Source organism: Rhabdothermincola sediminis (genome assembly GCF_014805525.1).
Classification (GTDB): domain Bacteria; phylum Actinomycetota; class Acidimicrobiia; order Acidimicrobiales; family Acidimicrobilacustridaceae; genus Rhabdothermincola; species Rhabdothermincola sediminis.
In genome coordinates this window covers 83477-107619 of the sequence record NZ_JACFSZ010000006.1, presented here as the reverse complement: position 1 = coordinate 107619, position 24143 = coordinate 83477, and the positions used below count along the sequence as shown (strand labels likewise).

The following is a 24143-nucleotide window of genomic DNA, read 5'->3' as shown; positions in this document are numbered from 1 at the left end:
CGCCGGCGACGTCAGCGGGCCGGCGGGGGAAGAAGACCTCCATGAGCTCCCGGTGCCGTCCGAGCAACACGTCGTTCACCCGCTCCGCCAGGCTCGTGGCCCCCCAGCGCCCGAGCACCAGCGCCGGGAACCAGTCGGGCGCGATGCCAACGCCCTGCACGACGGTGGGGTCCTCCACCGCGGGCGCCCGGTCGACGCCTACCACCTCGCCCTTCTCGAAGGCGATGCGCACCCCCGAGGTGTAGAGGGAGATCGCCAGCTCGCCGCTGCGGCCCGCGTCGGGGGAGGCGTTGAGGCGGGCCCACGCTGTCCTCCGCCAGGTCCAGCGCGGCGTGCACCAGTGCGGTCAGCGCGCCCGGTTCCGCGCACACGCTGGGCAGGAGGTGGAGCTGGCGCTCCTCGGGCCGGTGGTGGAGCCTCGCCCAGCCGGTGACCCGGCCGCTGCGCTCGGTCACGAGGAGGCGCTCGAACGGACCGGACGCCGCCAGGTCGAAGTGGAGCTGCCAGCGGGCCCGGTCACGCACGGTGCGGATGCCCGCCTCGGGTCGCCGGGACTCCAGCGCCAAGAGGGCATCGAGGTCGTCGGGGGTGGCGTCGCGCACCAGTGGCGGCGAGCCCGACGACGCCATCTGGCGGGCCAGGAGGGTCTCGTCGGGGAGGAACAGCAGCGGGTGGTCGAGGCCGTAGCCGTAGCCGAACCGCCGGTAGAGGTAGGGGATGCCGCCGATGAACTGGATCAGCTCGCCGCCGGCCGCGGCCCGGGCGTGGTGGTGCTCGAACTGGGCCCGCACCAGCCCCTGCCGGCGATGGCCCGCCGCGGTGGCGACGTACTCGATCTGGCTTCCCGGCAGCTCCACCCCATCGAGGGAGAAGGTGTGGGGGATCCGGGCCGAGGCGGACACCACGCGGTCGCCGTCGTCGACCACCGCCCACATGGCCACACCCTCGCCGAAGCGGTGGTAGGCCCGCACCGCCGGGCCGTCGGACTCCCCGAAGGCCTCCACGGCCAGGGCCACGATGGCCTCTGCGTCGGCCTCGGTCGCCTGCCTCACCGCGCCGGTCACGGCGGGCACCGTACTGCCTACCCTGGTGGGGGATGGCCAGGCGACCCCAGCTCACCATCGCCGGCATCCCGGTGCGGGTCGAGCCCACCTTCTTCGTGATCATCGCCCTCCTGGGCGTCAACCCCCTCGATCCCGACCTGCTCTTCATCGGTACGTGGATCGCCATCGCCTTCGTCTCGATCCTGGTGCACGAGCTCGGTCACGCGGCGGCGTTCCGGCTCTACGGGATCCGGCCCTCCATCACCCTGCACGGCTTCGGCGGGCTCACCGCCGGGAACGGGGTGCTGTCGCCGGCCCGCCGCATCGTGGTCAGCCTCACCGGTCCGCTCTCAGCCCTGGCCATGCTGGGGTTGCCCGCGCTGTGGCTCGATCTCAGCGGCGTGCTCAGCTCCGTCGAGGCCCGCACCATCGTGTCGCAGGTGGTGTGGATCAACATCGGCTGGTCACTGCTGAACCTCCTGCCGATCCTCCCCCTCGACGGGGGGCAGGTCTTCGCCGCCGTCGCCGACCTGCTCACCGGTGGCCGGGGCCGGCGGGTGGCCGAGGTGTTCTCGGTCGCGCTAGCCGCCGTGCTCGGGATCTGGGCCCTCCGGTCGGGGCTGGTGGTCGGGGCGGTGCTGGCCGCGATGTTCGCGGCGATGAACCTCTCGTCGCTGGCGCGGGCCCGCTCTGACGAGTTGGCCGCGCAGCTGCAGGATGCGCACCGGCTCCTGCTCGCGCACCGGCCGGAGGACGCCGAGGAGGTGGTGCAGCGGGTGCTCGCCTCCCGGCCCACCGGGGACACCCTCGCCTGGGCGGCCGAGCTCGCCGCCTGGGCCCGGCTGTGGCGAGGCGACTCTGCTGGGGCCGAGCTCGTCCTCCGCCGCTGCGCCCCCGCGGCCGTCCCGTCGCACTGCTACCGGGCTGCCGAGGCCCTCGCCGCCGGGCGCACCGACGAGGGTGTGGCGCTGATGGCCTGGGCGCTGGCCAACGAACCGCCGGGACCGGCGAAGAGCCTCGCAGCGGTCGCCGCCGCCGGATCAGGTCAGGCGATGGCCGTGGCTCGCGAGCTGCTGCTGATCGGCCCGCCCGGGGTGCAGGCCGCGGGGTTGCTCCGCCAGCTCCTCGAGCACGCCGGCTACCGGGCCGAGGCGCTCTCGGTCGGGCAGCTGCTGGCGCGCCTGTAAGACTGGCGCCATGGCCATCGACTTCACTTTCCCGCCCGAGATCGACGAGGTCCGGTTCAAGGTCCGCGACTTCTGTGACACGGTCGTGCGCCCCGTGGAGGCTCGGGCCGAGGAGCAACGCTGGTCGAGAGACGACTGGATCAAGGCCATCATCGAGATGCGCGCCGCAGCCAAGGAATGGGGGCTGTGGTTGCCGCACATGCCGAAGGAGTGGGGCGGCATGGGGCTCAGCCACGTGGCGATGGCCAGCGTCTCGGCCGAAGCCGGCAAGACCCGCATGGGCCCCTTCGCCCTGAACGCGCAGGCCCCCGACGAGGGCAACATGCACACCCTCCTCCACTGGGGCACCGACGAGCAGAAGGAGCAGTACCTGCGGCCGCTGTGCGAGGGTTACGCCCGGTCGTGCTTCGCCATGACGGAGCCGGAGGTCGCGGGATCGGATCCCACACTCATCCAGACCCGCGCCTACGAGGACGGCGACGAGTGGGTGATCAACGGGCACAAGTGGTTCATCTCCGGCGCCCGGGGCGCGCAGTTCGCGATCCTGATCGCCCGCACCGAGGACGATCCCGACCTGCCCCAGGCCGCCAATTCGGCCTTCCTGGTCGACATCCCCAGCGAGGGCTGGGAGATCGTCCGGGACGTAGAGACCATGTCCGGCAGCCACAACCACTGCGAGATCCGCATCACCGACCTGCGGGTACACAAGTCGAAGATGCTGGGCGGGCGGGGGCAGGGCCACCTGCTGGGGCAGGCTCGGCTCGGGCCCGCTCGCCTGGCGCACTGCATGCGCTGGATCGGCCAGGCCGAGGTGGCACTCGACATGATGGTCGACCGGGCCCTCGAGCGTTACAGCCACGGGTCGCTGCTGGCGGAGAAGCAGGGCATCCAGTGGCTCATCGCGGACTCGGCCATGGAGCTGTACCAGTGCAAGCTGATGGTCCTGCACGCCGCGTACCTGATCGACCGGGGCCTGGACTTCAAGACCGAGGTCTCGATGGCGAAGCACTTCGTCGCCAACTCCCTGTGGCGGATCATCGACCGGGCCATCCAGGTGCACGGGGCGCTCGGCTACTCCACCGACACGCCACTCGCCGACATGCTCAAGCAGGCCCGGTGGGCCCGGTTCGCCGACGGCGCGGACGAGATCCACCAGATGCGGATCGCGCAGCGCACCATCGCGGCCTACAAGGACCACGGCACCACCAAGCCGGCCACCGGCAACCTGCCGCTCTGACGGCGGGCCCTCGCCAACGAACGGGTGAGGAGTTGGCGCCGAGAAGGCGCCGGGTCACCCGGGCTCGACGGGTCAGGAGGTCGGTGACCCGGCCGCGACCTCTCTGGCCCAGCGATAGTCGGCCTTGCCGGCCGGGCTGCGCACGATGCGGTCGACGAACACGACGTCCTTGGGCAGCTTGTAGCGGGCGATGTGCTTCTCGCACTCGGCGAGCAGGCTGGCCACGTCCGCCTCGAAACCGTCGCGGAGCTGCACGATGGCCACGACCTCGCTGCCCCACCGCTCGCTCGGCCGGCCGGTGACCACCACGTCGTAGACGGCGGGATGGTGGGCCAGTGCCTGCTCCACCTCCTCGGCGAAGATCTTCTCGCCCCCGGAGTTGATGGTGACCGAGTCGCGGCCGTGCAACTGCAGCAAGCCCTCGGCGGTGTAGTTGGCCCGATCACCGGGCACCGAGTAGCGCACCCCGTCGATGACCGGGAAGGTCTTGCGGGTCTTGGCCTCGTCCCCGAGGTACCCCAGCGGCACCCGACCCTTCTGGGCCAGCCAGCCCAGCTCGTCGCTGGTCGGTTCGATCACCCGGGTCAGGTCCTCGCTCACGATGCACATCCCCGGCCCTGGGGTGAAGGTGCCGGTCGTGGCCTGCGCGCCGGCGGCGCTCACTTGGGAGGCCTGCTGGCCGGTCTCCGAGGAGCCGAGCCCGTCCAAGATGGCCATGGACGGCTGCAGCTCGACGAACCGGTTCTTCACCGGCGCGCTCAGCGCCGCGCCCCCGCTGACCAGCATGAGCATCGAGCTGAGGTCATAGTCGCCTCGCTCCAACTCGTCGAGCAGTGGGCGGCCGAAGGCGTCACCCACGATGAGCAGGATGTTCACCGCCTCGGCCTGCACCGTGGCCCACACGTCGGCGGCATCGAGGCTTCGGGTGTTGGCCGGTAGCACGATGGTGTTCCCCCAGTTGAAGGCGGTGAACGCCATCCAGTGGGCGGCGCCGTGCATGAACGGGGGTGCCGGCATGAGCTTGGCGCCGCCATTGCGGGCACTCGCCACGACGGCGTCGAGGTCCGGCCACTCCTCCCCGGTGGCCAGGTCCCGCCCGCCCATCGCGGCGGGGAAGATGTCGGCCTGCCGCCACAGCACCCCTTTCGGCATGCCGGTGGTGCCGCCGGTGTAGAGGATGTAGAGGTCGTCGGGTGAGGGCTGCACCGGTGGGGGGGCGGGGCTGGCTGCAGCCAGGGCGTCTTCGTACCACACCGCGTCGGGTAGCAGCCCGTGGCCGGATTCGTCGGGCACCTGCAGCAACAGCTCGAGGCTGGGGAGGTCGGCACGGACCTCCTCGAGCGTCGGGGCGAACGCCGAGTGGTAGATGATCCCGCGCGCCCCGGCGTCGTCGAGCAGGTAGCGCAGCTCCTCGGCCACGTAGCGGTAGTTCACGTTGAAGGGCGCGACCCGGGCCTTGTAGGCGCCGAGCATGCCCTCCAGGTACTCGTTGCCGTTGTGGAGGTAGAGCGCGAGGTGGTCCTGGCCCGACTCCCAACCCGCGAGGCGGTCCCGCTCGGCGCGCACCTCGAAGCCGCGGTCGAGCAGCAGGTTCGCGAGCCGCCGGGTGCGCTCCGCCAGCTGGGCGTAGGTGATGCGGCGATCGCGCCACACGATCGCTTCGCGGTCGCCGATCTCACTGGCGATGGCTTCGTTGAGGACGGCGAGGTTGAACTCCATGGCCGGCGATCCTAACGGGGGCGCTCTCGGGCACCGGAGATGACCGGAGTCCCCGGGGGGCTCTACCCGCACACCGAGCCGGGCTCGGGCAGCTCCGATCGTTCCAGGTACCTGCGTACGGCGCCGGCCACACAGGGGCTTCGCCCGGTGGCGGTGTGGCCGTCCGCGTCGAAGGTCAGTAGCACCGCGCCCGGCAGGTTCGCGGCGACCGCCACCGCCTCGCCGTAGGGCGTGGCCGCGTCGCCGGTGGTACCGATCACCAGCGCCGGAGCCAGGCCTCGTGGTGCGACCGGCGCGGGCTGGCGGGTGGGCTCGATGGGCCAGAACCCGCAGGCCAGCACCTCGTTGACCGCCGCCGCTCCTAGCCTGGGGGCGCGCTGGGCGACCCGGTCGGCCATCGCCCGCCAGCCGTCGAGCCCCGACGGCCTCGGGCTGTCCGTGCACACCACGGCCAGGTAGGCGCCAAACGAGTCCGAGGCGGTGAGGTAGGCGTCCGCCAGCACGGCCAGCCGGCGGGCGTCGCCGCCGTCGGCGGCTAGCAGCGCCCGGCGCAGCTCGTCGCGCCCGTCGCCGCGGTAGGTGGCCGCGATGGCGGCGAGGACGACCACGTCGGGGCCGACGAGCCTGCCGTCCGCGAGCACCATCGGGTCGGTCTCGGCCCGGGCCAGGACCCGGTCGTAGAGGTCGCTCACCTCCGCCAGGTGCTGCTCCATCGCCACGGCCTGGTCGGTGAGCATCGCCTCCACGGTGAGCGCCGGGTCCACGACACCGTCGAGGACCAGCGCCCGTAGCTGGGACGGGAACCGGCGCGCGTACTCGAGCCCGATCAGCGTCCCGTAGGAGAACCCGAGGTAGTTGAGCTGCTCGTCGCCAAGGGCGCGCCGGATCATCTCCAGGTCCATCGCGTTGATCGTGGTGTCCATGTTGGCCAGCAGCCCCGGGTCCTCGGCCCCGCAGCGGGCGGCGAGCCGCTCCGCCTCGCGCTCCAGGGCGGCTCGCTCTTCGGGGGTGTCGGGGTGCGGGTCGAGCCCGAGGAAGCCGGCGTGGCCGGCGCCGCACTCGAGGGGTTCGCTGCCGCCAACCCCCCGAGGATCCCAGGACACGAGATCAAAGCGGTCGGTCAGCTCGGCGAGGCTCCCGCTCTCGAGGAATCCGATGCCCGAGCCGCCGGGGCCCCCGGGATTCACCAGCAGCGGGCCGAGGCGCCGTCCGGGGTCGGGTGCCGGCCGGCGGGCCACGGCCAGGCGGATCGTGCCCCCATCGGGGTCGCCGTAGTCGACCGGCACTTCCACCGATCCGCACTCCAGCTCGCCACAGGGCTGCCAGCGGACCGGCGCAGGGTCCGGCATCGGGGGCGGGCTCGGCGCGGCGCTCGGGGCCGGTGCTGCGCTGGTGGTCGGCACCGGTTCGCCGCGCACCACCGGCCGGGGCTCATCGCTGGCGCAGCTCGCCGTGGCGAGCAGGAGCCCGACCGCCACGAGGCGAGCGCAGCGCCGGACACGCATGGGCGAAGATGCTACGAGGACCGTCTCGGTAGGGTTCGTCACCATGATCTTCGGAACCTTCGTGCCGCAGGGCTGGAAGATGGAGCTCGCCGGGATCGCCGATCCCCAGGACAAGTGGGCCAAGGCGGTCGAGGTCGCGGAGCTGGCCGAGCAACTCGGCTACGACTCGGTGTGGGTCTACGACCATTTCCACAACGTGCCGGTTCCCGCCCACGAGACCGTCTTCGAGTGCTGGACCACCCTGGCGGCCATCAGCCAGCGGACGAGCCGCATCAGGCTCGGCCAGATGGTGGGCTGCGCCTCGTACCGCAACCCCGGCCTGCTGGCGAAGATCACCTCGAACCTCGACGTGATCAGCGGGGGGCGCCTCGACTGGGGGATCGGCGCGGGCTGGTACGACCACGAGTACCGGGCCTACGGCTACGAGTTCCCCCCGGCTCGGGACCGTATCCGGATGCTGCGGGAGACCGTCGAGATCGTGAAGCTGATGTGGAGCGAGGCCGACGCCCACTACGATGGTGAGTTCTTCACCATCGCCGGAGCGCAGTGCGACCCCAAGCCGCTGCAGCAGCCGCACCCGCCGATCTGGATCGGGGGCGGGGGAGAGCAGCTCACGCTCCGAGTGGTGGCCCGCCACGCCGACCGCAGCAACTTCGGTGGCAAGCCGCACGAGTTCGCCCACAAGTGCGAGGTCCTCAAGGAGCACTGCCGGGCGGTCGGGCGGGACTACGACGAGATCCTCAAGACCTGGTCGCCCGAGGTGTTCATCCGGGAGGACGAGCGCGAGATCGAAGCCGGGGGCACCCGCTCGTTCTGGGGCGAGCCCTACGACTCGTGGCGAGAGGGGAACCTGGTGGGCACCCCTGAACAAGTCTACGAGAAGATCAAGGCCTACGAGGCGCTCGGGGTGGGCGGCATCGTCCCGTGGTGCTCGGACTATCCGGAGACCGAGACCCTCACCCTGCTGGCCGAGAAGGTCATGCCCGAGCTGCGCTGACCCGGGCCGGCGATGCGAGCGGCGCGGCCGGGGCGGTCAGTCGTAGTAGCGGAAGATGATCTCGGCCACGCAGGAGGGCTTCGAGGCCCCTTCGCACTCGAAGGTGAAGGTCATCGTCACCTGCGCTCCGCCGGGGATGTCCTCCACTCCGACCAGCTCGGCGCCCAGGCGCAGCTTCGCCCCGACGGGGACTGGGGCGGGGAAGCGCACCTTCCCGCAGCCGTAGTTGACCCCCATCCTGATGCCCTCCACCCGCAGGATCTGGGGCATGAGCATCGGGCCGAGCGACAGGGTCAGGTAGCCGTGCGCGATGGGGCCACCGAAAGGGCTCTCCTTCGCCGCCCGCTCGGGATCGACGTGGATCCACTGATGGTCGCCGGTGGCGTCGGCGAAGAGGTTCACCCGTTCCTGGGTGATCTCCACCCAGTCGCTGAAGCCCAAGTGCTGGCCGACCTTCTCCTTGAGGCCGGCGATGCCGTTCACGGTGGTGGTCATGGGGGCATCATGCCCCGGCATCGCGGTGGGCTGCTATTTGAACCAGACCCGCTGGTAGTCGCGGCTCATGGGGTGCACGAGCAGGGCGAACAGCGCGATGGGGAAGATCGCGCCGATCAGGAAGACCGGGTCGAAGATGATGGTGAGCCTGCCGACGAGCGGGAGCACCACCCCGAACAGCAGCGACACGGTGGCCACCGCCACCGCGAGGACGTAGCCCCACTTCTTCTCGTTGGCGATGCCCAGGCCGCCGGCGATCTGCCCGATGATGACCAGCAGGGCGATCGGGCTCGCGAACCCGCCGAACAGCAACCCCAACACCGCGTTCAGGTAGAGCAGGATCACGGCCACGTACAGGGTCTGGGGTTGCGATGGATTGGTCCACCGGCGGGTTTCCATGGGTGACAGTCTGGCAGCAAGCCACCGGTCTGCGTACCTCGGCGAGGTGGTCGCCGTGGTGCTGGCGGCCGGCGAGGGCCGGCGGCTCCGCCCTCTCACCCTGGTGCGGCCGAAGCCACTGTGCCCCGTCGGGGGGGTTCCACTGCTCGACCTGGCCCTCGAGCGCGCCGGGCGTGCCGCGGCAGCCTGCTCGGTGAACGTCCATCACGGCCGGGCGGCTCTAGAGGACCACCTCGCCGCCAACCATCCCGGCGTGCACCTGTCGGTGGAGGCGGAGCAGGCGCTGGGCACGGCCGGAGCGCTGGGGAAGCTGCGGGACTGGATCGGCGGGCGCGGCACCCTGGTCGTGAACGCAGACACCTGGGCCGAGGCGGACCTCGCCGCCTTCGTGGCCGGTTGGGACGGTGAGCGGGTCCGTCTGCTGGTGGGGGGCCAGCCCGTGTTCGGCCCTCGCATGGTGGTGGCGGCCGCCCTGATGCCCTGGGCCGACGTCGCGGCGCTCAGCCCGGAGCCCTCGGGGCTCTACGAGCGGTGCTGGGCGGCCGCCGACGACGCGGGGCGGGTCGAGGTCGTCGGTCATCCCGGCCCGGTCGTGGACTGCGGGACCCCCGCCGGGTACCTCCGGGCGAACCTGCTCGCCGCCGATCGGAGCGCGGGGTCGATCGTCGCCCCCACTGCGCAGGTGAGCGGGTCGGTCGAGCGGTCGGTGATCGGCGAGGAGGCCAGGGTGGCCGGGACGGTGCGGGACTCGGTGCTCTGGGCCGGTGTGGAGGTGGCGCCTGCAGAACTACTCGAGCGGGCGGTCCGGGCCGCGGAGCGGGTCACCGTGCTCGTTCGCTGAGGGTCACTGGCTGGCCCGGCTCCCGGGGTGAGCCGGCCTGGGCGGCGCGCAGCTGTCCGCAGGCGGCGTCGATGTCGCCACCCCGGTTGGCCCGCACCGTCGCGTTCACGCCGAGCGATCGCAGCCGCGCCGCGAAGTCCCGTACCCGGGCCGGGGGCGTGCCGCGGGTGGGGTAGCCCGGTGTGGGGTTGAGGGGGATCAGATTCACGTGTGCCCGTAGCTCACGGGCCAGGGCGGCCAGTTCCCGGGCATCGTCAAGCCGGTCGTTGACCCCGTCGATGAGGGCCCACTCGAAGGACAGCCTCCGGTTCGTCGCCGCCACGTGGTCCCGGCACGCCGCCGCCAGGTCGGCCAGCGGGTAGCGGCGGTTGATCGGCACCAGCTCGTCGCGCAGCCGGTCGTTCGCGGCGTGCAGCGAGACCGCGAGGTTCACCGGGAGCGCCTCTCGGGCGAGCCGGCGGATGCCGGGGACGATCCCGACAGTCGACACCGTGAGGTGGCGGGCCGAGATGCCCACGGCATCGTGGAGCCGTTCGATCGCCGCCCAGGTGGCGTCGTAGTTGGCCAGCGGTTCACCCATGCCCATGAACACGACGTTCGACACCCGGCGTGGCGCCGCCTCCCGGGCGGCCCGGATCACCTGCTCCACGATCTCACCGGTGCTGAGCTGCCGATCGAACCCTGCCTGCCCCGTGGCGCAGAAGCCGCAGCCCATCGCGCAGCCGGCTTGCGTGCTCACGCACACCGTGGAGCGGTCCGGGTAGTGCATCAGCACGGTCTCGACCCGCTTGCCGTCGGGCAACCGCCAGAGCCACTTCACGGTGTCACCCTGGTCGGTCACCATCCGGCCCATCTCGACCAGCGCGGGTGGGTGGGCCGCCGCCAGCGACGCCCGGATCGCCTTCGGCACGTCGGTCAGCTCCTCGGGCAACCGGGCCTTGCGGTGCAGGCCCGACCAGACCTGGTCCACCCGGTAGCGCGGCTCGCCGTCGAGCACCCGCGCCAGGTCGGCCCGGTCCAGGTCGTACAGGGACACCACGGCCCCTCAGGCTACGGCCCGCCGGAGCGGTACCAGCGATGGGAGTGGTGGTGCTCGAAGCCCAGGGACCGGTACAGCGCCAGGGCCGGCTCGTTGTTGGCCTCCACGTACAGCATGGCCGTGTCGAGTCCGAGCGAACCGAGGTGCTCGAGCCCGGCGATGGCCAGCTCCCGGCCGAGCCCCCGGCCGTGGAAGGCCGGGTCGACCGCGATCACGTAGATCTCGCCGATCGGTCGCTGCTCGTCCCGATGGACCTTGGTCCAGCAGAAGCCGACGAGGCGGCCGTCGCGCTCGTGGAGGAGGAAGCCCCGGGGATCGAACCAGGGCTCACGCTCGCGGGTCCGAAGGTCGGCGACCGACCAGCCCGCCTGGTCGGGATGCCAGGCGAACGCCCGGTTGTTCAGCTCGAGCCACGCCGGTTCGTCCTGATCGGGCACGAAGGCCCGAACGGGCAGGTCGGTGTGCTCGGCGATCGGGAGCGGGCGCCGGAGCTGGAGCAGGTCACGGGTGAGCTGGAGGCCTGCCCTGGTGGCGGCGGCGTCGAGCTCGGCCGGTGAGGGCTGCGCCTCCAGGCGCAGCACCGAGCCCGCGGCTCGGGCCAGCTCGGCCGCCTGCCGCAGGAGCGCCGCGCCACGGTCCGGGAGGTCCCGGTGGTCGAGCTCGGCGAGGGCCTGTTCGATGGCGGCGAGCTCGTTGGCCGGGCGGGCATCTGCCAGAGGTGGTTCGGCGGCCAGCGCGAGCATGGGAGGCGACAGTAGTGGGGAGGTCCGGGGCGGCAGAGCGCCGGTCGGGTGATCGCTAGCCTGCAGCGCCGATGGGTCGACCCCGTACGCCTGCCGGGCGGGCGCGAGAGACGATGCGGCGCCTCGCCGAGGAGTACCCCGAGGCCCGCTGCGAGCTCGATCACACCAACGCGTTCGAGCTGCTGGTGGCGACGATCCTGTCGGCTCAGTGCACGGACGCCCGGGTGAACCAGGTGACCCCGGCGCTGTTCGCGCGGTACCCGACCCCCGAGGACCTGGCGTCGGCCCGCCCGGAGGACGTCGAGGAACTGATCCGCTCCACCGGGTTCTACAAGAACAAGACCCGCAGCCTGCTGGGCATGGCCGCCGCGCTGACTGAGCGCTTCGGGGGCGAGGTCCCCGGGGCGATGGAGGATCTGGTCACGATCCCCGGCGTGGGCCGCAAGACGGCCAACGTGGTCCGCAGCGTCGCGCTGGGCCTGCCGGGGCTGCCGGTCGACACCCACGTGCTCCGGCTGGCCAAGCGGCTGGGCCTCACCACCTCGAGTGACCCGGTGAAGGTCGAGCACGAGCTGAACGCTATGATCCCCCCCGCCGAAAGGGGTCCGTTCAGCCTGCGCCTCATCCTCCACGGCCGCCGGGTCTGTGTCGCCCGGCGGCCGCGTTGCGAGGCGTGTGTGCTGGCGGACTTCTGCCCGAAGGTCGGCGTCTGAGCCGTGTGAATTTCTTCACGGCTCAGGAGGGATGGTGTCCGTCCAGCTCCGTCAGCTCGGAAAATGGCCCCTCGACGATGGTCGGCGCCGGCCGAGCCCGCAGGAGCCGGCAGCAGAAAATCCTCCCCGAGAGGTACCAACCCGGCCCCGAGTCGTTGTAAGGTACGCGTTACCAGGTTCCCGCCACCTGGTACCCGGCGACACGTCTGGGATCCGCCGCCCAGTGTCGCCCCGGCCGGCGCCCTACGGGGCGCCGGCCCTCGTTTTTGGCGGGATCCGCTTGCCCGCCCTGCGCCAGCCGTCCGCCGTCAACCCAGCCGGCGCAGGACTTGTGCCAGCCGGCGCTCGGCCATCCGCAACGCCCGCTCGACCTCGTAGAGGTCGGCGGCGAGGGCGTCCTGGCGCCGGCGCTGCAGGCTGCCGGCGAGCCGCTCCACCCGGGCGGAGAGGTCATCGAGGCTGGTGGACACGGACGACAGCTCGGCGCGATCGGGATCCATTCCCTCAGTCAAACCGGTGCCGGCCCCGGCGGGCACGCCCGCTACCGTTGGGCGCCGTGCTGAACCGTGTCGATCTCCGTGGTGTCACCGATCTCCGCGGCGCTCTGCCGCGGCCGGTCAGCACCGGTGAGCCGCCGCTGGCAGCCGTGCGGGCGATCCTCGACGACGTGCGTGACCGCGGCGATGCCGCCCTGCGCGAGTACACCGAGCGCTTCGACGGCGTGGCCCTTGAGGACCTGCGCGTTCCGGCCCGGGAGCTCGAGCGGGCGCTGGGCGCGATCCCCGACCCGGTCCGGGAGGCGATCGCCGCCGCCCACGACGCCATCCGCGACTTCCACCAGGCTCAGCGGCACCCGGAGAGGATCTACGAGCGTGACGGCATCGTGGTGCGGGAGCGGGCGGTCCCCGTGGACCGGGCCGGGTTGTACGTGCCGGGAGGGCGGGGGGCCTACCCCTCGACGGTGCTGATGACCGCGGTCCCCGCCCGGGTGGCCGGCGTGCCCGAGCTCGTGCTGTGCGTGCCCCCCGACCGTGAGCGGGGGGCGGTGGCCGAGGTGACCCTGGCGGCAGCCGCCCTCGCCGGGGTCGAGGAGGTCTACGCGGTGGGCGGCGCGCAGGCCGTCGCCGCGATGGCCTACGGCACCGAGTCGATCCGCCCGGTGGATGTCATCGCCGGTCCAGGGAACGTCTACGTCGCGCTCGCCAAGCAGGAGGTGGCGGGCATCGTGGGCGTCCCGTCGGCGTTCGCTGGGCCCTCGGAGATCGTGGTCGTGGCCGACGACTCCACCCCGGTCGAGCTGGCCGCGATCGACCTCATCGTCCAGGCCGAGCACGGGCCCGACGGCGCGGCCTGGCTGATCACCTGGTCCGAGTCAGCGGCCGAGGCGATCGACCGGGCGGTCGCCCGGCTGGCCAGGGTCGCGCCCCGGCGGACCGAGATCGAATCGACACTCCGCAACGGCGGCCACCTGGCCCTGGTCGACGACGCCGAGCAGGCCATCGAGCTGGCAAACCTCATCGCCCCCGAGCACCTCCAGCTCATGGCGTCGGATCCCGACCGGCTGGTCCCGCTGGTCCGTCACGCCGGCGCGGTGTTCTGTGGCCCCTTCTCACCGGCCTCCGTGGGTGACTACCTCGCCGGCCCGAGCCACGTCCTGCCCACCGCCGGTACCGCTCGCTTCGCCAGCGCGCTGACGGTCGGCGATTTCCTCAAGCAGCTCCACGTCATCAGCCTCGACCGGGCGGCGTTCGAGAAGGTGGCGCCGTACGTGCACACCCTCGCCGAGATCGAAGGTTTCGACGCCCACGCCCGGTCGATCCTGCTGCGCACCACGGCTCCCGCCGGCGAGGCCGCCCCGTGACCCCGACCCCTCGCGCCGATGTGGCGTTGATGGACGGGTACCACTCACCACAGCTCGAAGTGGCCGTCCGCCTCAACACCAACGAGTCACCGGAGCCCCCGCCCGCAGCCTGGGTGGACGAGCTGGCACGGGCGGCCCGGACCATCGCCTGGAACCGCTACCCCGACCGGGACGCGACCGAGCTGCGGGCCGCCATCGCCCGGCTCCACGGTGTGGATCCCGGCCAGGTGTTCCCGGCGAACGGCTCGAACGAGGTGCTCCAGACGGTGCTGCTGGCGTACGCGGGAGCAGGCCGGAGGGTCGCGGTCTGGGAGCCGACCTACGCCCTGCACGGCCACATCGCCCGGCTGGTCGGCTCGACCGTCGTGGAGGGGGAACGGGGCCCGGACTTCTCGCTGGACCTGGCGGAGGTCCGCCGGCTCCTCGACGATCCGGATCCGCCATCGGTGGCGTTCCTCTGCTCACCCAACAACCCGACGGGGGTGGTCGACTCGCCCGACGCCGTTCGGGAGGTCCTCGCGCTGGCCCGGGCCCGTGGGTGCCTGCTCGTCGTCGACGAGGCCTACGGTCAGTTCGCGCCCTGGTCGGCCCTCGAGTTGGTGGCCGACGACCAGCCGCTGGTGGTGACCCGCACCTTCTCCAAGACCTGGTCCATGGCCGCGGGTCGACTCGGTTACCTGGTCGGGCCGGCAGCCGTGGTCGAGCAGCTCTTCAAGGTCGTGCTGCCGTACCACCTTGACTCGTTCAAGCAGCTCGCGGGCCGTCTGGCCCTGGAGTACGTCGACGAGATGGAAGCCCGGGTCTCGCACCTGGTGGAGGAGCGCGGTCGGCTGGTCGCCGCGCTGGGTGAGCTGCCCGTGGAAGTGTGGCCGTCGGGGGCCAACTTCGTGCTCTTCCGGCCCATCGAGCGCGATGGTCGGGCGGTGTGGGAGGCACTCGTGGAGCGCTCGGTGCTGGTGCGGGACTGCAGCTCGTGGCCACGTCTGGAGGGCTGCCTCCGGGTCACGATCGGCACCACCGAGGAGGACGACGCGTTCCTCACCGCACTCACGGAGATCCTCACATGACGACCAGTTCCTCCGGCTCGGCCCGGCGGTCCTCCCGCCATCGCACCACCAAGGAGACCGAGGTGTCCGTTGAGCTCGCCCTCGACGGCACCGGCGCGGTCGAGGTGGCCACGGGCATCCCCTTCTTCGACCACATGCTCACCCAGCTCGGCCGTCACGGTGGGTTCGACCTCAGCCTGCGGGCAGCGGGGGATCTGGAGGTCGACGCCCACCACACGGTCGAGGATGTCGGCATCGTGCTCGGCGAGGCCTTCGGGGACGCCCTGGGCGACAAGGCCGGCGTTCGCCGGTTCGCGTCCAACCGGGTGCCGTTGGACGAGGCCCTGGTCGACGTGGCCCTCGACCTGTCGGGTCGTCCGTACCTGCACTACGAGGTGGCGTTCCCTGGGGAGAAGATCCTCGGGGAGCCGCCGTTCGATCCGCAGCTGGTGGAGGAGTTCTGGCGGGCCTTTGCCACCGCCGGGGCGCTGACCCTGCACATCACGCTGGTCCGCGGCCGCAACACGCACCACATCGTCGAGGCCACGTTCAAGTCCGTGGCCCGCTCGCTGCGGGACGCCGTGCGGGTCGAAGGCACGGGCGTGCCCTCCACCAAGGGTGTGTTGTGAGGGTCGAGGTGCTGAGGTGACCCTCATCGCCGTCCTGGACTACGGCATCGGGAACCTGCGCTCCGCCCAGAAGGCCCTCCAGCACGTGGGGGCCGATGCCCGCCTGACCGCCGACCCCCGGTTGGTGCGCGAGGCGGCAGGTGTGGTGCTGCCGGGGGTCGGCTCGTTCGGGCGTTGCATGGAGGCCCTGCGGGACAGCGGGCTCGACGTGGCCGCGCTGGAGGCGATCGAGCGCGGCACGCCGTTCTTCGGCATCTGCGTGGGGATGCAACTGCTGTACGGGCGCTCCGAGGAGTCACCGGGCGTCGCCGGCCTCGGGGTTCTCGAGGGGGAGGTCCGGGCGCTTCCCGAAGGGGTTAAGCGGCCACAGATGCAGTGGAACGTGCTCGACATCGTGCGGCCCTCGCCCATGCTCGATTCGCTGTCCGAGCCCATCTGGATGTACTTCGTGCACTCCTATGCCGCCGACCACGGCGGGGGCGTGATCGCCACCTGCGACTACGGCGGGCCGGTGGTCGCCGCGGTCCAGCGGGACCACGTCTGGGCCACCCAGTTCCATCCCGAGAAGTCGGGGGCGGCGGGGCTGGCCGTCCTGCGCAACTTCGTCGGTGCCGCCACAGGGCGGGCGGCCGCCTGATGGACCTGTATCCCGCCATCGACCTGCGCGGCGGTCGCTGCGTACGGCTCTTCCAGGGCGACTACGCCCGAGAGACCGTGTACCACGACGACCCGGTCGCACAGGCCCGGGTGTTCGCTGCCGCCGGCGCCGGGTGGCTGCACGTGGTCGACCTCGACGCGGCCCGCACAGGACACCCCGCCAACCGCAACGCCGTGGCGCGGATCGCCAGCGCGGTGGACGTGCGGGTCCAGACCGGGGGAGGGGTGCGCGACGAGGCCGCCGCGGACGCGTTGTTCGAGGCCGGGGCGGCCCGGGTCGTGCTGGGCACCGCGGCGCTGGAGCAGCCCGCCCTGGTGGCGAGGCTCGCGGCGCGGTACCCGGTCGCCGTGGGGCTCGATGCCCGCGGTCGCGACGTGGCGGTTCGCGGCTGGGTCCGCAGCAGCGGCCACGACCTGCTGGACGTGGCCCGCGGCTTCGAGGACCAGGGGGTGGAGGCGCTGGTGGTCACCGAGATCGGCCGCGACGGCACCCTTGAGGGTCCCGATGTGGAGGGGCTGGCCGAGGTGCTCGACGCGACCTCGCTTGACGTCATCGCCTCGGGGGGTGTGGGCAGTCTCGACGACCTGCGAACCTTGGCCGCGCTGCGTGGTCGCCGCGGTCGCGCCCTGGCCGGGGTGATCGTCGGCCGGGCGCTCTACGAAGAGCGCTTCACGGTGGCCGAGGCGCTGGCCACGCTGGCTGAGGCAGGGGGTTGCTGAGGTGCGCACCGCTCGGGTCATCCCCTGCCTGGACGTCGACGGGGGACGGGTCGTCAAGGGGGTGAACTTCGTCGACCTCCGGGACGCTGGTGATCCGGTGGAGCTGGCGGCCCGGTACGACGCGGAGGGCGCCGACGAGTTGGTCTTCCTGGACATCACCGCATCGAGCGACGACCGGGCGACGATCGTCGATGTGGTGCGCCGCACCGCCGAGCAGGTGTTCATCCCCTTCACGATCGGCGGCGGCATCCGCAGCGTCGACGACGCCCGGGAGCTGCTGCGGGCCGGGGCCGACAAGGTGTCGGTCAACACGGCCGCGGTGGCCCGCCCGCAGCTGATCGCCGAGCTCGCCGAGGAGTTCGGCGCCCAGTGTGTGGTGGTGGCGATCGACGCCCGGAGGTGCGCGCCCGGCGCGGGGACTGCGACCCCGTCGGGCTTCGAGGTGTTCACCCACGGTGGGAGGACCCCGACCGGCATCGACACGCTTTGGTGGGCGCGGGAGGCCGTCCGGCTCGGCGCCGGCGAGATCCTGCTCACCTCGATGGACCGGGACGGGACTCGCGACGGGTTCGATCTGGAGCTGACCCGAGCCGTGTCCGACACGGTGGCAGTGCCGGTCATCGCCAGCGGTGGTGTGGGGAGCCTCGAGCACCTCGCCGAGGGCGTGCTCGACGGCCATGCCGACGCGGTGCTGGCGGCGTCGATCTTCCACTTCGGCGAGCACACCATCGCGGAGGCCAAGCGGCACCTCGCAGCGCGGGGCGTCACGGTGCGCCCGGTGTGACGCTCAGCCTGCGCGGCGGGGCAGGTCGCCGACGCGCCGGCGCACGAGCGAGGCCAGCACGTCGGTCCGCCCCAGCAGGAAGTGATCCGCGCCGGCCACGGTGTCGATGGTGGTGTTCAGCCAACCCGCGGTGGCCTCCGTGGCGGCCGCCGGAGGGCGGAACTGGTCGTGTTCGGGGACGATCAGGTGCTTGGCGCGGGGGTCACGAGCGGCCAGCAGCGCCTCGGGGGGGAGCACCCGCAGCGTGGGCGCCACTGGCACCCACCCGTCGATCCGCTCGTCGACCACGCTCAGGGACACGTCGCCACCGAAGGACCATCCGACGACGCCGAGCGGCGCCGGGGCGCCGGCCGCTTCCAGGGCGTCGAGGGCCGCGACCAGGTCGAGCGCTTCGTCGACCCCACCGCCGTGGCTGCCCTCCGAACCCTCCACCCCCCGGAAGTTGAACCGCAGGACGACGATCCCCGATCCGGGCAGCAACCGGAACAGCTCGCTGGTCACCACTGAGCGCATCGAGCCGCCGTGGAGGGGGTGCGGGTGGGCGAGCACCACCGACGCCGTGGCGTGCTCGGGTGCCCGCATCTCGGCCTCCAGGGCCAGGCCGTCGGCGGTGCGCAACACCAGCGAGTCGTCAGCCACGGGCAGAGACGGTACCGTCGGAGCCGTGACAGCGGAGACCGGGTCGGGCGACGACGAGAAGCTTCCGATCAAGATGATGAACGATCGGATCCTCGTGAAGACGGGCGGGCCCGAAGGGGAGCGGCGCTCCACCGGAGGCATCCTCATCCCCGCCACGGCGCAGATGGGCAAGCGACTCGTGTGGGCCGAGGTGGTCGCGGTCGGGCCCAACGTCCGCAACATGGAGTCCGGCGACCAAGTGCTCTTCAACCCCGAGGACCGCTACGAGGTCGAGGTGCGCGGCGAGGACTACATCATCCTCCGGGAGCGTGACGTGCACGCCGTGGCCGCCAGGCGGCTCGAAGAAGGCAGCACCGGCCTCTATCTCTGACCTCTAGGCTTGTCGGTCATGCCGGTCATCACCCCGATCTCCGCCACCTCCGAGCAGCTCGCCGCCATCCGCTACGACGCCGACGGGCTGGTGCCGGCCATCGTGCAGGAGGAGGGCACCGGGCGGGTGCTCATGATGGCCTGGATGAACGCCGAGTCCCTCGCCAGGACCCTCGAGACCGGGCGGACGTGGTTCTGGAGTCGGTCGCGCCAGGAGTACTGGTGCAAGGGCGAGACCTCGGGCGATCGCCAGTACGTGCGCGAGGCGTACTACGACTGCGACGGCGACACGCTGTTGTTCGTGGTCGAGCAGGAAGGCAAGGGTGCCTGCCACACCGGTGAGTACTCCTGCTTCTTCCGGGCCTTCGGCTCGGACGGTTGACCCGGCAGGCAGGACGCGGGCCATGGTCGCGCCGAGCCGAGAGGACTTCCACGCGCTGGCGCGTGACTACACCGTCGTGCCGGTGTGGCGGGAGGTCCTCGCGGATCTGATCACACCGGTGGCGGCGTTCGCCCGACTCACCCGTGACGGCGAGCCGGGGTTCCTGTTCGAGTCCGTCGAGCACGGCGAGCGCTGGAGCCGGTGGTCCTTCGTCGGTCGCCGGGCTGCCGCGACCCTCGTGGCGCGAGGGCGGCAGGTGGAGGTGCGAGGCGCCGTCCCCGAAGGGGTCCCCCTCGACCGGGGCATCCTCGCCGCGGTCGAGGGCCTGCTGGCGCGCTACCGGTCGCCGGCACTCGAGGACCTGCCGCCGCTGCACGGCGGATTGGTCGGGTACCTCGGCTACGACGTGGTCCGGGAGGTGGAGCACCTCCCCCACGTGCCACCGGACGACCTCGGGCATCCCGACGCCGTGATGGCGACCATCGGCGAGCTCGCGGCCTTCGACCACTTCCGCCAGCGGGTGACGTTGATCGCCAACGCGTTCATCCCACCGGGGGCCACCCCCGCCGAGCTCGACCAGATCTACGACGAAGCGGTGGCGGGCGTGGAGCGGCTCGCGCTCGACGGGGCGAGCCCGCTGCCCGAGCCGGTCATGGAGCCTCCTGACCTCGACGGCCCGCTGCCGGAGGTGCGCTCGTCGATGGGGGCCGAGCGGTACTGGCACGCCGTGGAAGTGGCCAAGGAGCACATCCTCGAGGGAGACATCTTCCAAGTCGTGCTCTCGCAGCGGTTCGACTTCGACCTGGGCGCTGATCCGTTCGACTACTACCGGGTGCTGCGCCAGGTGAACCCCAGCCCCTACATGTACTTCGTGCGGATGCCGGAGCTGACGTTGGTCGGTTCGTCGCCCGAGCCGATGGTGCGGCTGGTGGACGGCCGGGTCATCTCCCGGCCGATCGCCGGGACCAGACGGCGCGGCCGCACCGACGAGGAGGATCGCCGGTTGGGCGCCGAGCTGCGGGAGCATCCCAAGGAGGTGGCGGAGCACGTCATGCTGGTGGACCTGGCTCGCAACGACGTCGGCCGGGTGGTGCGCTTCGGCACCGAGCGGGTGGACGAGATGATGACCCTGGAACGCTACAGCCACGTCATGCACCTGACCTCCCAGGTCTCGGGCGAGCTGGCTGAGGGGCGTACCCCGATCGACGTGCTCCGGGCCACCCTTCCCGCCGGCACGGTGTCGGGGGCACCGAAGGTGCGGGCGATGCAGATCATCGACGAGCTCGAACCGACCAAGCGCGGGCCCTACGCCGGGGTGGTCGGCTACCTGGATTTCTCCGGCACCATCGACACCGCCATCGCTATCCGGACGCTGGTTGTCGCACCGGACGGCCGGGCGAGCGTGCAGGCCGGGGCGGGCATCGTGGCCGACAGCGTGCCCGAGCAGGAGGACCTCGAGTGCCACAACAAGGCTCGGGCCCTGCTGTCCGCGGTGCCCGGCGCCCGGCGGATGCGGGCCGCGCGCGCCGGCGCCTGACCGTCACGGCAGACTGGCGCCATGACCGGTTTCGGCCCCATCGCCCACGGCTACCACGCCATACGGGCCGACGTGGCCGCGGTGCCCATCGAGCGTGATCTGCTCCTGGTGTCGGGGCCCGACGCGGACACGTTCTTGCAGGGCCAGCTCAGCCAGGACGTCTCCACCCTCGCCGTCGCCGGGCCGTCGTGGTCCTTCCTGCTCCGACCCGACGGCAAGGTCGTGGCGTGGCTGCGGATCGCCCGCCTGGGTGCCGACCGTTTCGTCCTCGATGTCGACGCCGGTTGGGGCCAGGTGGCGGTGGAGCGCCTCGAACGGTTCAAGCTTCGGGTGAAGGTGGACATCCAGCCGATTGAGGGGTGGAGCTGGGTGGCGCTCCGAGGGCCGGGGCTGGGCGGGGTCGACCTCGGGTCCGCCGCCGCGGAGCTGATCCTCCCCGCCGACTGGCCGGGGCTGGCGGGAGCCGACCTGGTCGGGCCGGCGGTGCGGGTCCCCGACGGGGTTCTGGAGGTGCCGGCCGCCGTGCTGGAGGTGGCCCGGATCGAAGCAGGGGTGCCGCGGATGGGAGCCGAGCTCGACGAGCGCACGATCCCGGCGGAGGCAGGGGCCTGGGTGGTGGAGTCCTCGGTCAGCTTCACCAAGGGCTGCTACACCGGTCAGGAGCTGGTGGCGCGCATCGACGCCCGGGGCGCTCACGTCCCCCGGCACCTCCGGGGCCTCGAGCTCGCGGGGTCGGAGCTGCCCCCGCCGGGGGCGGCGGTGGTCGTGGGGGAGCGGGACGTGGGGCGGATCACCAGTGCGGCCCCCTCGCCTCGCACGGGCGGTGTGGTGGCACTGGGCTACGTGGGGCGGGCGGTCGAACCACCCGTCGACGCACTCGTGCGATGGGACGGTCGGGAGCTACCGGGCTCGATCCGGTCACTGCCGCTGGTGGTGGGATGAGCGACCCGTCGCCCTACGAGGTGCTCGGCGTGGCACCGACGGCATCGATGGAGGAGATCCGTCGCGCCTACCTGGGCTTGGCCCGCGATGCCCACCCGGACCTGCACCCCCACGGCGAGCGCCACGCGGCCGACGAGCGCATGCGCCGCATCAACGCCGCGTGGGCGATCGTCGGCGACGAGCGCCGGCGCCGGACCTACGACGAGCAGCGTCGGCGCGCCACGCCTGCTGCGGGACCGCGCGGCGGGCCGAGCCCGGGTTTCGTTCCGGTGATGGACGACGACACCGACTACGCCGCGCTGCTCGACCAGACGCCAGTGGTGGGGGCGAGCATCCCGCGCTGGCTCCAGGTGCTCCCCGCGGCGCTGTGGGTCATCGGCCTGCTCGGTGTGGTGAGCGGGCTGGTGGCCGGTTTCGCGCCCCTGCTGGCGGTTGGCGCCATCGGTTTCGTGCTGGGATGGATCGCCTTCGCCGCGGCGCCCGCCTTGGCGGTGGCCCGCAGCTATCGGGCCGAGCGCGACTGAGGCCCCGGTAGGCTCGCCGGCCGTGACGGCCACCTACCTCGACCGGATCCTGGCCGCGCACCGCGCGGCCGCGGCGGCCGACGACCGGCCACTCGACGAGCTCGTCGCCCGGGCCGCCGCCGCGCCCGAGCCTCGGGGGTTCCGGGCCGCACTCGCCGAGGCGGCCCGGCACGAGCTGGCGGTGATCGCCGAGGTGAAGCGCCGCTCACCGTCCAAGGGAGACCTGCGCCCCGGGCTGGATCCTGCCGAGCTGGCCCGCCGGTACGAGCAGGGGGGTGCGGCCTGCCTGTCGGTGCTCACCGACCACGAGTTCTTCGGAGGCTCGGCCGACGACCTGCGAACGGCCCGGGCGGCCTGCTCACGGCCCGTGCTGCGCAAGGACTTCACCGTGTGCGAGCGCGACGTCTGCGACACCCGGCTCATGGGGGCGGACTGCGTGCTGCTGATCGTGGCCGCCCTCAGCGACGCCGAGCTGGCACGGCTGTGGCGCCTGGCCCGGGATCTCGACCTGGACGTGCTGGTGGAGGTCCACGACGAGGCGGAGCTCGACCGAGCCTTGGCTGCCGGCGCCGACCTGGTGGGGGTCAACCAGCGGGATCTGGTCACCTTCGAGGTGGACACCGAACGAGCCGTGCGGCTGGCAGGGCTCCTGCCCGGGGAGGTGGTCCGGGTGGCGGAGTCGGGCATCACTGGCCCTGCTGATGCCGCGATCTTGCGTGGCGCGGGCTACCACGCGGTGCTGGTGGGGGAGTCCATCGTGCGCTCGGGCGATCCGGCGGGCGCCGTCGCCGCCCTGCGGCGGGCCGTATGATCCGCGCACGCGGATGGCTCGCCGCGACCATCCCGATCGACGGAGGCCCACATGGCGCGATTCGACCTGACGACCGACCAGCTCCCGACCGCGTGGTTCAACCTCCTGCCGCGGCTGGCTGAACCGCTCCAGCCGCCCTTGCACCCGGCCACTCGGGAGCCGGTGGGTCCCGACGACCTGGCCCCGCTGTTCCCCATGGCGCTCATCGCGCAGGAGATGTCCACCGAGCCGTGGATCGACATCCCCGGTGAGGTCCTCGACATCCTCAAGCTGTGGCGCCCCACACCGCTGGTGCGAGCCGAGAAGCTGGAAGCCGCGCTCGGCACGCCGGCCCGCATCTACTTCAAGGACGAGTCGGTCTCGCCGGCCGGATCACACAAGCCGAACACGGCGGTGCCGCAAGCCTTCTACAACAAGCAAGAAGGCGTCAGCCGGCTGACGACGGAGACCGGCGCCGGTCAGTGGGGGTCGTCGTTGTCGTTCGCCTGCGCGCAGTTCGACCTCGAGTGCATGGTCTACATGGTGCGGGCCTCCTACCAGCAGAAGCCGTACCGGCGGGTGATGATGGAGGTGTGGGGCGGCAACGTCGTGCCCTCACCGGTGGACGACGAGGCCAACCCCGGCTCTCTCGGAGCGGCCATCAGCGACGCGGTGCGCGACGCCGCGGGACGCGACGACAGCCACTACGCGCTGGGCTCGGTGCTCAACCACGTCCTGTTGCACCAGACGATCATCGGCCTCGAGGCCAAAGAGCAGCTCGCGCTGGCGGGCGAGGAGCGCCCCGACGTCGTGCTCGCGTCGTGCGGCGGTGGGTCCAACCTGGGTGGGATCACGTTCCCGTTCGTCCCGGACGACGGGGTGCGGCTGGTCGCGGTGGAGCCGGCATCGTGCCCCACGCTCACCGAGGGCTCGTTCGACTACGACTTCGGGGACGTGGCCGGCATGACCCCGTTGCTCCCGATGTACACGCTGGGGCACGACTTCATGCCCCCGAGCATCCACGCTGGCGGCCTGCGATACCACGGCGACTCGCCGATCGTCTCCAAACTGGTGCGGGACGGTCGCATGGAGGCCGTCGCCTACCCGCAGGGCAAGGTCTTCGAGGCCGCGGTGCAGTTCGCTCGTACCGAGGGGAAGATCCCCGCGCCGGAGACCGCTCATGCCATCCGGGCGGTCGTGGACGAGGCGCTCGCCGCGAAGGAGGCCGGCGAGGAGCGGGTCATCCTGTTCAACTACTCCGGTCACGGGCACCTCGACCTGTCCGCCTACGACGACTTCCTCAACGGCCGCCTGGTCGACGCCTGAGCTTCGTCCACCTCGGGAT

At 72.0% G+C, this 24143-nt stretch carries 27 protein-coding genes; 18 read left to right on the top strand and 9 right to left on the bottom strand.

The window, feature by feature from the left end:
• Positions 1-11: 11 nt before the first annotated feature.
• A complete protein-coding gene (locus HZF19_RS06600) occupies positions 12-1064 on the bottom strand; it encodes a GNAT family N-acetyltransferase (RefSeq protein ID WP_208027966.1) in 1053 nt (350 codons plus the stop codon).
• A gap of 32 nt (positions 1065-1096) precedes the next feature.
• On the opposite strand from HZF19_RS06600, the gene HZF19_RS06595 reads away from it, so the two are divergent.
• Both HZF19_RS06595 and HZF19_RS06590 read left to right on the top strand, forming a co-directional pair.
• Positions 1097-2230 carry a site-2 protease family protein gene (locus HZF19_RS06595; RefSeq protein WP_208027965.1) on the top strand — a complete coding sequence of 378 codons (1134 nt, stop codon included), beginning with the start codon at positions 1097-1099 and terminating at the stop codon, positions 2228-2230.
• 10 nt (positions 2231-2240) lie between these two features.
• On the top strand, positions 2241-3467 hold the full coding sequence (locus HZF19_RS06590; RefSeq protein ID WP_208027964.1) for an acyl-CoA dehydrogenase family protein: 1227 nt from the start codon (positions 2241-2243) through the stop codon (positions 3465-3467).
• A gap of 72 nt (positions 3468-3539) precedes the next feature.
• On the opposite strand, the gene HZF19_RS06585 is transcribed toward HZF19_RS06590, so the two are convergent.
• Together HZF19_RS06585 and HZF19_RS06580 are read right to left on the bottom strand one after the other, a co-directional pair.
• Entirely contained in the window at positions 3540-5186 is a 1647-nt protein-coding gene (locus tag HZF19_RS06585) for an acyl-CoA synthetase (protein ID WP_208027963.1), read from the bottom strand.
• Between the two features lie 62 nt (positions 5187-5248).
• Positions 5249-6691, bottom strand: coding sequence for an alpha/beta hydrolase (locus HZF19_RS06580; RefSeq protein ID WP_208027962.1), 1443 nt, complete (start codon positions 6689-6691; stop codon positions 5249-5251).
• Positions 6692-6734: 43 nt separating this feature from the next.
• Between HZF19_RS06580 and HZF19_RS06575 the strand changes: the two genes are divergently transcribed.
• The gene (locus HZF19_RS06575; protein ID WP_208027961.1) at positions 6735-7688 is read left to right on the top strand and encodes an LLM class F420-dependent oxidoreductase; all 954 of its coding nucleotides are present in this window, start codon (positions 6735-6737) and stop codon (positions 7686-7688) included.
• Between the two features lie 36 nt (positions 7689-7724).
• Here the strand turns inward: HZF19_RS06575 and HZF19_RS06570 are convergent, their stop codons facing one another.
• Positions 7725-8183, bottom strand: a complete 459-nt coding sequence (locus HZF19_RS06570; RefSeq protein WP_208027960.1) for a MaoC family dehydratase — start codon at positions 8181-8183, stop codon at positions 7725-7727.
• A 33-nt stretch (positions 8184-8216) separates the two neighbouring features.
• A complete protein-coding gene (locus HZF19_RS06565; protein WP_208027959.1) occupies positions 8217-8582 on the bottom strand; it encodes a hypothetical protein in 366 nt (121 codons plus the stop codon).
• Between the two features lie 46 nt (positions 8583-8628).
• On the opposite strand from HZF19_RS06565, the gene HZF19_RS06560 reads away from it, so the two are divergent.
• Complete coding sequence (locus HZF19_RS06560; RefSeq protein WP_208027958.1) at positions 8629-9423, top strand: nucleotidyltransferase family protein; 795 nt, start codon at positions 8629-8631, stop codon at positions 9421-9423.
• Here the strand turns inward: HZF19_RS06560 and rlmN are convergent.
• Both rlmN and mshD read right to left on the bottom strand, forming a co-directional pair.
• On the bottom strand, positions 9404-10462 hold the full coding sequence (gene rlmN, locus HZF19_RS06555) for a dual-specificity RNA methyltransferase RlmN (protein WP_208027957.1): 1059 nt from the start codon (positions 10460-10462) through the stop codon (positions 9404-9406). The two genes, HZF19_RS06560 and rlmN, sit on opposite strands and share 20 nt — an antisense overlap.
• An 11-nt stretch (positions 10463-10473) precedes the next feature.
• A complete protein-coding gene (mshD, locus tag HZF19_RS06550; RefSeq protein ID WP_208027956.1) occupies positions 10474-11205 on the bottom strand; it encodes a mycothiol synthase in 732 nt (243 codons plus the stop codon).
• A gap of 71 nt (positions 11206-11276) precedes the next feature.
• Here mshD and nth point away from each other — a divergent pair, with 71 nt between their 5' ends.
• Positions 11277-11918 (top strand): endonuclease III, encoded by a 642-nt coding sequence (nth, locus tag HZF19_RS06545; protein WP_208027955.1) that lies wholly within the window; start codon positions 11277-11279, stop codon positions 11916-11918.
• Between the two features lie 308 nt (positions 11919-12226).
• On the opposite strand, the gene HZF19_RS06540 is transcribed toward nth, so the two are convergent.
• Entirely contained in the window at positions 12227-12418 is a 192-nt protein-coding gene (locus tag HZF19_RS06540; protein WP_208027954.1) for a hypothetical protein, read from the bottom strand.
• Positions 12419-12474: 56 nt separating this feature from the next.
• On the opposite strand from HZF19_RS06540, the gene hisD reads away from it, so the two are divergent.
• Genes hisD through hisF form a run of 6 tightly spaced genes read left to right on the top strand, consistent with a single transcriptional unit; the run spans position 12475 to position 17615 of the window.
• Complete coding sequence (gene hisD / locus HZF19_RS06535) at positions 12475-13779, top strand: histidinol dehydrogenase (protein WP_208027953.1); 1305 nt, start codon at positions 12475-12477, stop codon at positions 13777-13779.
• Entirely contained in the window at positions 13776-14846 is a 1071-nt protein-coding gene (gene hisC / locus HZF19_RS06530) for a histidinol-phosphate transaminase (RefSeq protein ID WP_307781158.1), read from the top strand. Before hisD ends, hisC begins: the two co-directional genes overlap by 4 nt.
• Positions 14843-15454, top strand: a complete 612-nt coding sequence (gene hisB / locus HZF19_RS06525) for an imidazoleglycerol-phosphate dehydratase HisB (protein ID WP_208027952.1) — start codon at positions 14843-14845, stop codon at positions 15452-15454. Before hisC ends, hisB begins: the two co-directional genes overlap by 4 nt.
• Before the next feature lie 16 nt (positions 15455-15470).
• Positions 15471-16091 (top strand): imidazole glycerol phosphate synthase subunit HisH, encoded by a 621-nt coding sequence (hisH, locus tag HZF19_RS06520; protein WP_208027951.1) that lies wholly within the window; start codon positions 15471-15473, stop codon positions 16089-16091.
• Entirely contained in the window at positions 16091-16831 is a 741-nt protein-coding gene (gene hisA / locus HZF19_RS06515) for a 1-(5-phosphoribosyl)-5-[(5-phosphoribosylamino)methylideneamino]imidazole-4-carboxamide isomerase (protein ID WP_208027950.1), read from the top strand. Before hisH ends, hisA begins: the two co-directional genes overlap by 1 nt.
• A gap of 1 nt (position 16832) precedes the next feature.
• Complete coding sequence (gene hisF / locus HZF19_RS06510) at positions 16833-17615, top strand: imidazole glycerol phosphate synthase subunit HisF (RefSeq protein WP_208027949.1); 783 nt, start codon at positions 16833-16835, stop codon at positions 17613-17615.
• Between the two features lie 3 nt (positions 17616-17618).
• On the opposite strand, the gene HZF19_RS06505 is transcribed toward hisF, so the two are convergent.
• A complete protein-coding gene (locus tag HZF19_RS06505; protein ID WP_208027948.1) occupies positions 17619-18254 on the bottom strand; it encodes an alpha/beta hydrolase in 636 nt (211 codons plus the stop codon).
• A 73-nt stretch (positions 18255-18327) separates the two neighbouring features.
• Between HZF19_RS06505 and HZF19_RS06500 the strand changes: the two genes are divergently transcribed.
• The 7 genes from HZF19_RS06500 to HZF19_RS06470 are packed head-to-tail and all read left to right on the top strand — an operon-like array spanning position 18328 to position 24124.
• Positions 18328-18624 (top strand): GroES family chaperonin, encoded by a 297-nt coding sequence (locus HZF19_RS06500; RefSeq protein ID WP_208028043.1) that lies wholly within the window; start codon positions 18328-18330, stop codon positions 18622-18624.
• A gap of 18 nt (positions 18625-18642) precedes the next feature.
• Positions 18643-19005: a phosphoribosyl-AMP cyclohydrolase gene (hisI, locus tag HZF19_RS06495; protein ID WP_208027947.1), complete on the top strand. Its 363-nt coding sequence runs from the start codon at positions 18643-18645 to the stop codon at positions 19003-19005.
• A gap of 22 nt (positions 19006-19027) precedes the next feature.
• Positions 19028-20542 (top strand): anthranilate synthase component I, encoded by a 1515-nt coding sequence (gene trpE / locus HZF19_RS06490; RefSeq protein WP_208027946.1) that lies wholly within the window; start codon positions 19028-19030, stop codon positions 20540-20542.
• A gap of 21 nt (positions 20543-20563) precedes the next feature.
• Complete coding sequence (gene ygfZ / locus HZF19_RS06485) at positions 20564-21484, top strand: CAF17-like 4Fe-4S cluster assembly/insertion protein YgfZ (protein WP_208027945.1); 921 nt, start codon at positions 20564-20566, stop codon at positions 21482-21484.
• A complete protein-coding gene (locus HZF19_RS06480; protein WP_208027944.1) occupies positions 21481-22008 on the top strand; it encodes a J domain-containing protein in 528 nt (175 codons plus the stop codon). Before ygfZ ends, HZF19_RS06480 begins: the two co-directional genes overlap by 4 nt.
• Positions 22009-22030: 22 nt before the next feature.
• Positions 22031-22819, top strand: coding sequence for an indole-3-glycerol phosphate synthase TrpC (gene trpC, locus HZF19_RS06475; protein ID WP_208027943.1), 789 nt, complete (start codon positions 22031-22033; stop codon positions 22817-22819).
• 51 nt (positions 22820-22870) lie between these two features.
• Positions 22871-24124, top strand: coding sequence for a TrpB-like pyridoxal phosphate-dependent enzyme (locus HZF19_RS06470; RefSeq protein ID WP_208027942.1), 1254 nt, complete (start codon positions 22871-22873; stop codon positions 24122-24124).
• The last annotated feature ends 19 nt before the right edge of the window (positions 24125-24143 follow it).

Coding starts and splice junctions, on each gene's coding strand:
- hisB (WP_208027952.1), top strand. CDS start 14,843: ATGACGACCAGTTCCTCCGGCTCGGCCCGGCGGTCCTCCCGCCATCGC.
- hisI (WP_208027947.1), top strand. CDS start 18,643: ATGCCGGTCATCACCCCGATCTCCGCCACCTCCGAGCAGCTCGCCGCC.
- HZF19_RS06570 (WP_208027960.1), bottom strand. CDS start 8,183: ATGACCACCACCGTGAACGGCATCGCCGGCCTCAAGGAGAAGGTCGGC.
- HZF19_RS06580 (WP_208027962.1), bottom strand. CDS start 6,691: ATGCGTGTCCGGCGCTGCGCTCGCCTCGTGGCGGTCGGGCTCCTGCTC.
- ygfZ (WP_208027945.1), top strand. CDS start 20,564: ATGACCGGTTTCGGCCCCATCGCCCACGGCTACCACGCCATACGGGCC.
- nth (WP_208027955.1), top strand. CDS start 11,277: ATGGGTCGACCCCGTACGCCTGCCGGGCGGGCGCGAGAGACGATGCGG.
- HZF19_RS06595 (WP_208027965.1), top strand. CDS start 1,097: ATGGCCAGGCGACCCCAGCTCACCATCGCCGGCATCCCGGTGCGGGTC.
- mshD (WP_208027956.1), bottom strand. CDS start 11,205: ATGCTCGCGCTGGCCGCCGAACCACCTCTGGCAGATGCCCGCCCGGCC.
- hisA (WP_208027950.1), top strand. CDS start 16,091: ATGGACCTGTATCCCGCCATCGACCTGCGCGGCGGTCGCTGCGTACGG.
- HZF19_RS06470 (WP_208027942.1), top strand. CDS start 22,871: ATGGCGCGATTCGACCTGACGACCGACCAGCTCCCGACCGCGTGGTTC.
- trpE (WP_208027946.1), top strand. CDS start 19,028: ATGGTCGCGCCGAGCCGAGAGGACTTCCACGCGCTGGCGCGTGACTAC.
- HZF19_RS06590 (WP_208027964.1), top strand. CDS start 2,241: ATGGCCATCGACTTCACTTTCCCGCCCGAGATCGACGAGGTCCGGTTC.
- HZF19_RS06575 (WP_208027961.1), top strand. CDS start 6,735: ATGATCTTCGGAACCTTCGTGCCGCAGGGCTGGAAGATGGAGCTCGCC.
- HZF19_RS06565 (WP_208027959.1), bottom strand. CDS start 8,582: ATGGAAACCCGCCGGTGGACCAATCCATCGCAACCCCAGACCCTGTAC.
- HZF19_RS06585 (WP_208027963.1), bottom strand. CDS start 5,186: ATGGAGTTCAACCTCGCCGTCCTCAACGAAGCCATCGCCAGTGAGATC.
- HZF19_RS06540 (WP_208027954.1), bottom strand. CDS start 12,418: ATGGATCCCGATCGCGCCGAGCTGTCGTCCGTGTCCACCAGCCTCGAT.
- HZF19_RS06480 (WP_208027944.1), top strand. CDS start 21,481: ATGAGCGACCCGTCGCCCTACGAGGTGCTCGGCGTGGCACCGACGGCA.
- HZF19_RS06500 (WP_208028043.1), top strand. CDS start 18,328: ATGATGAACGATCGGATCCTCGTGAAGACGGGCGGGCCCGAAGGGGAG.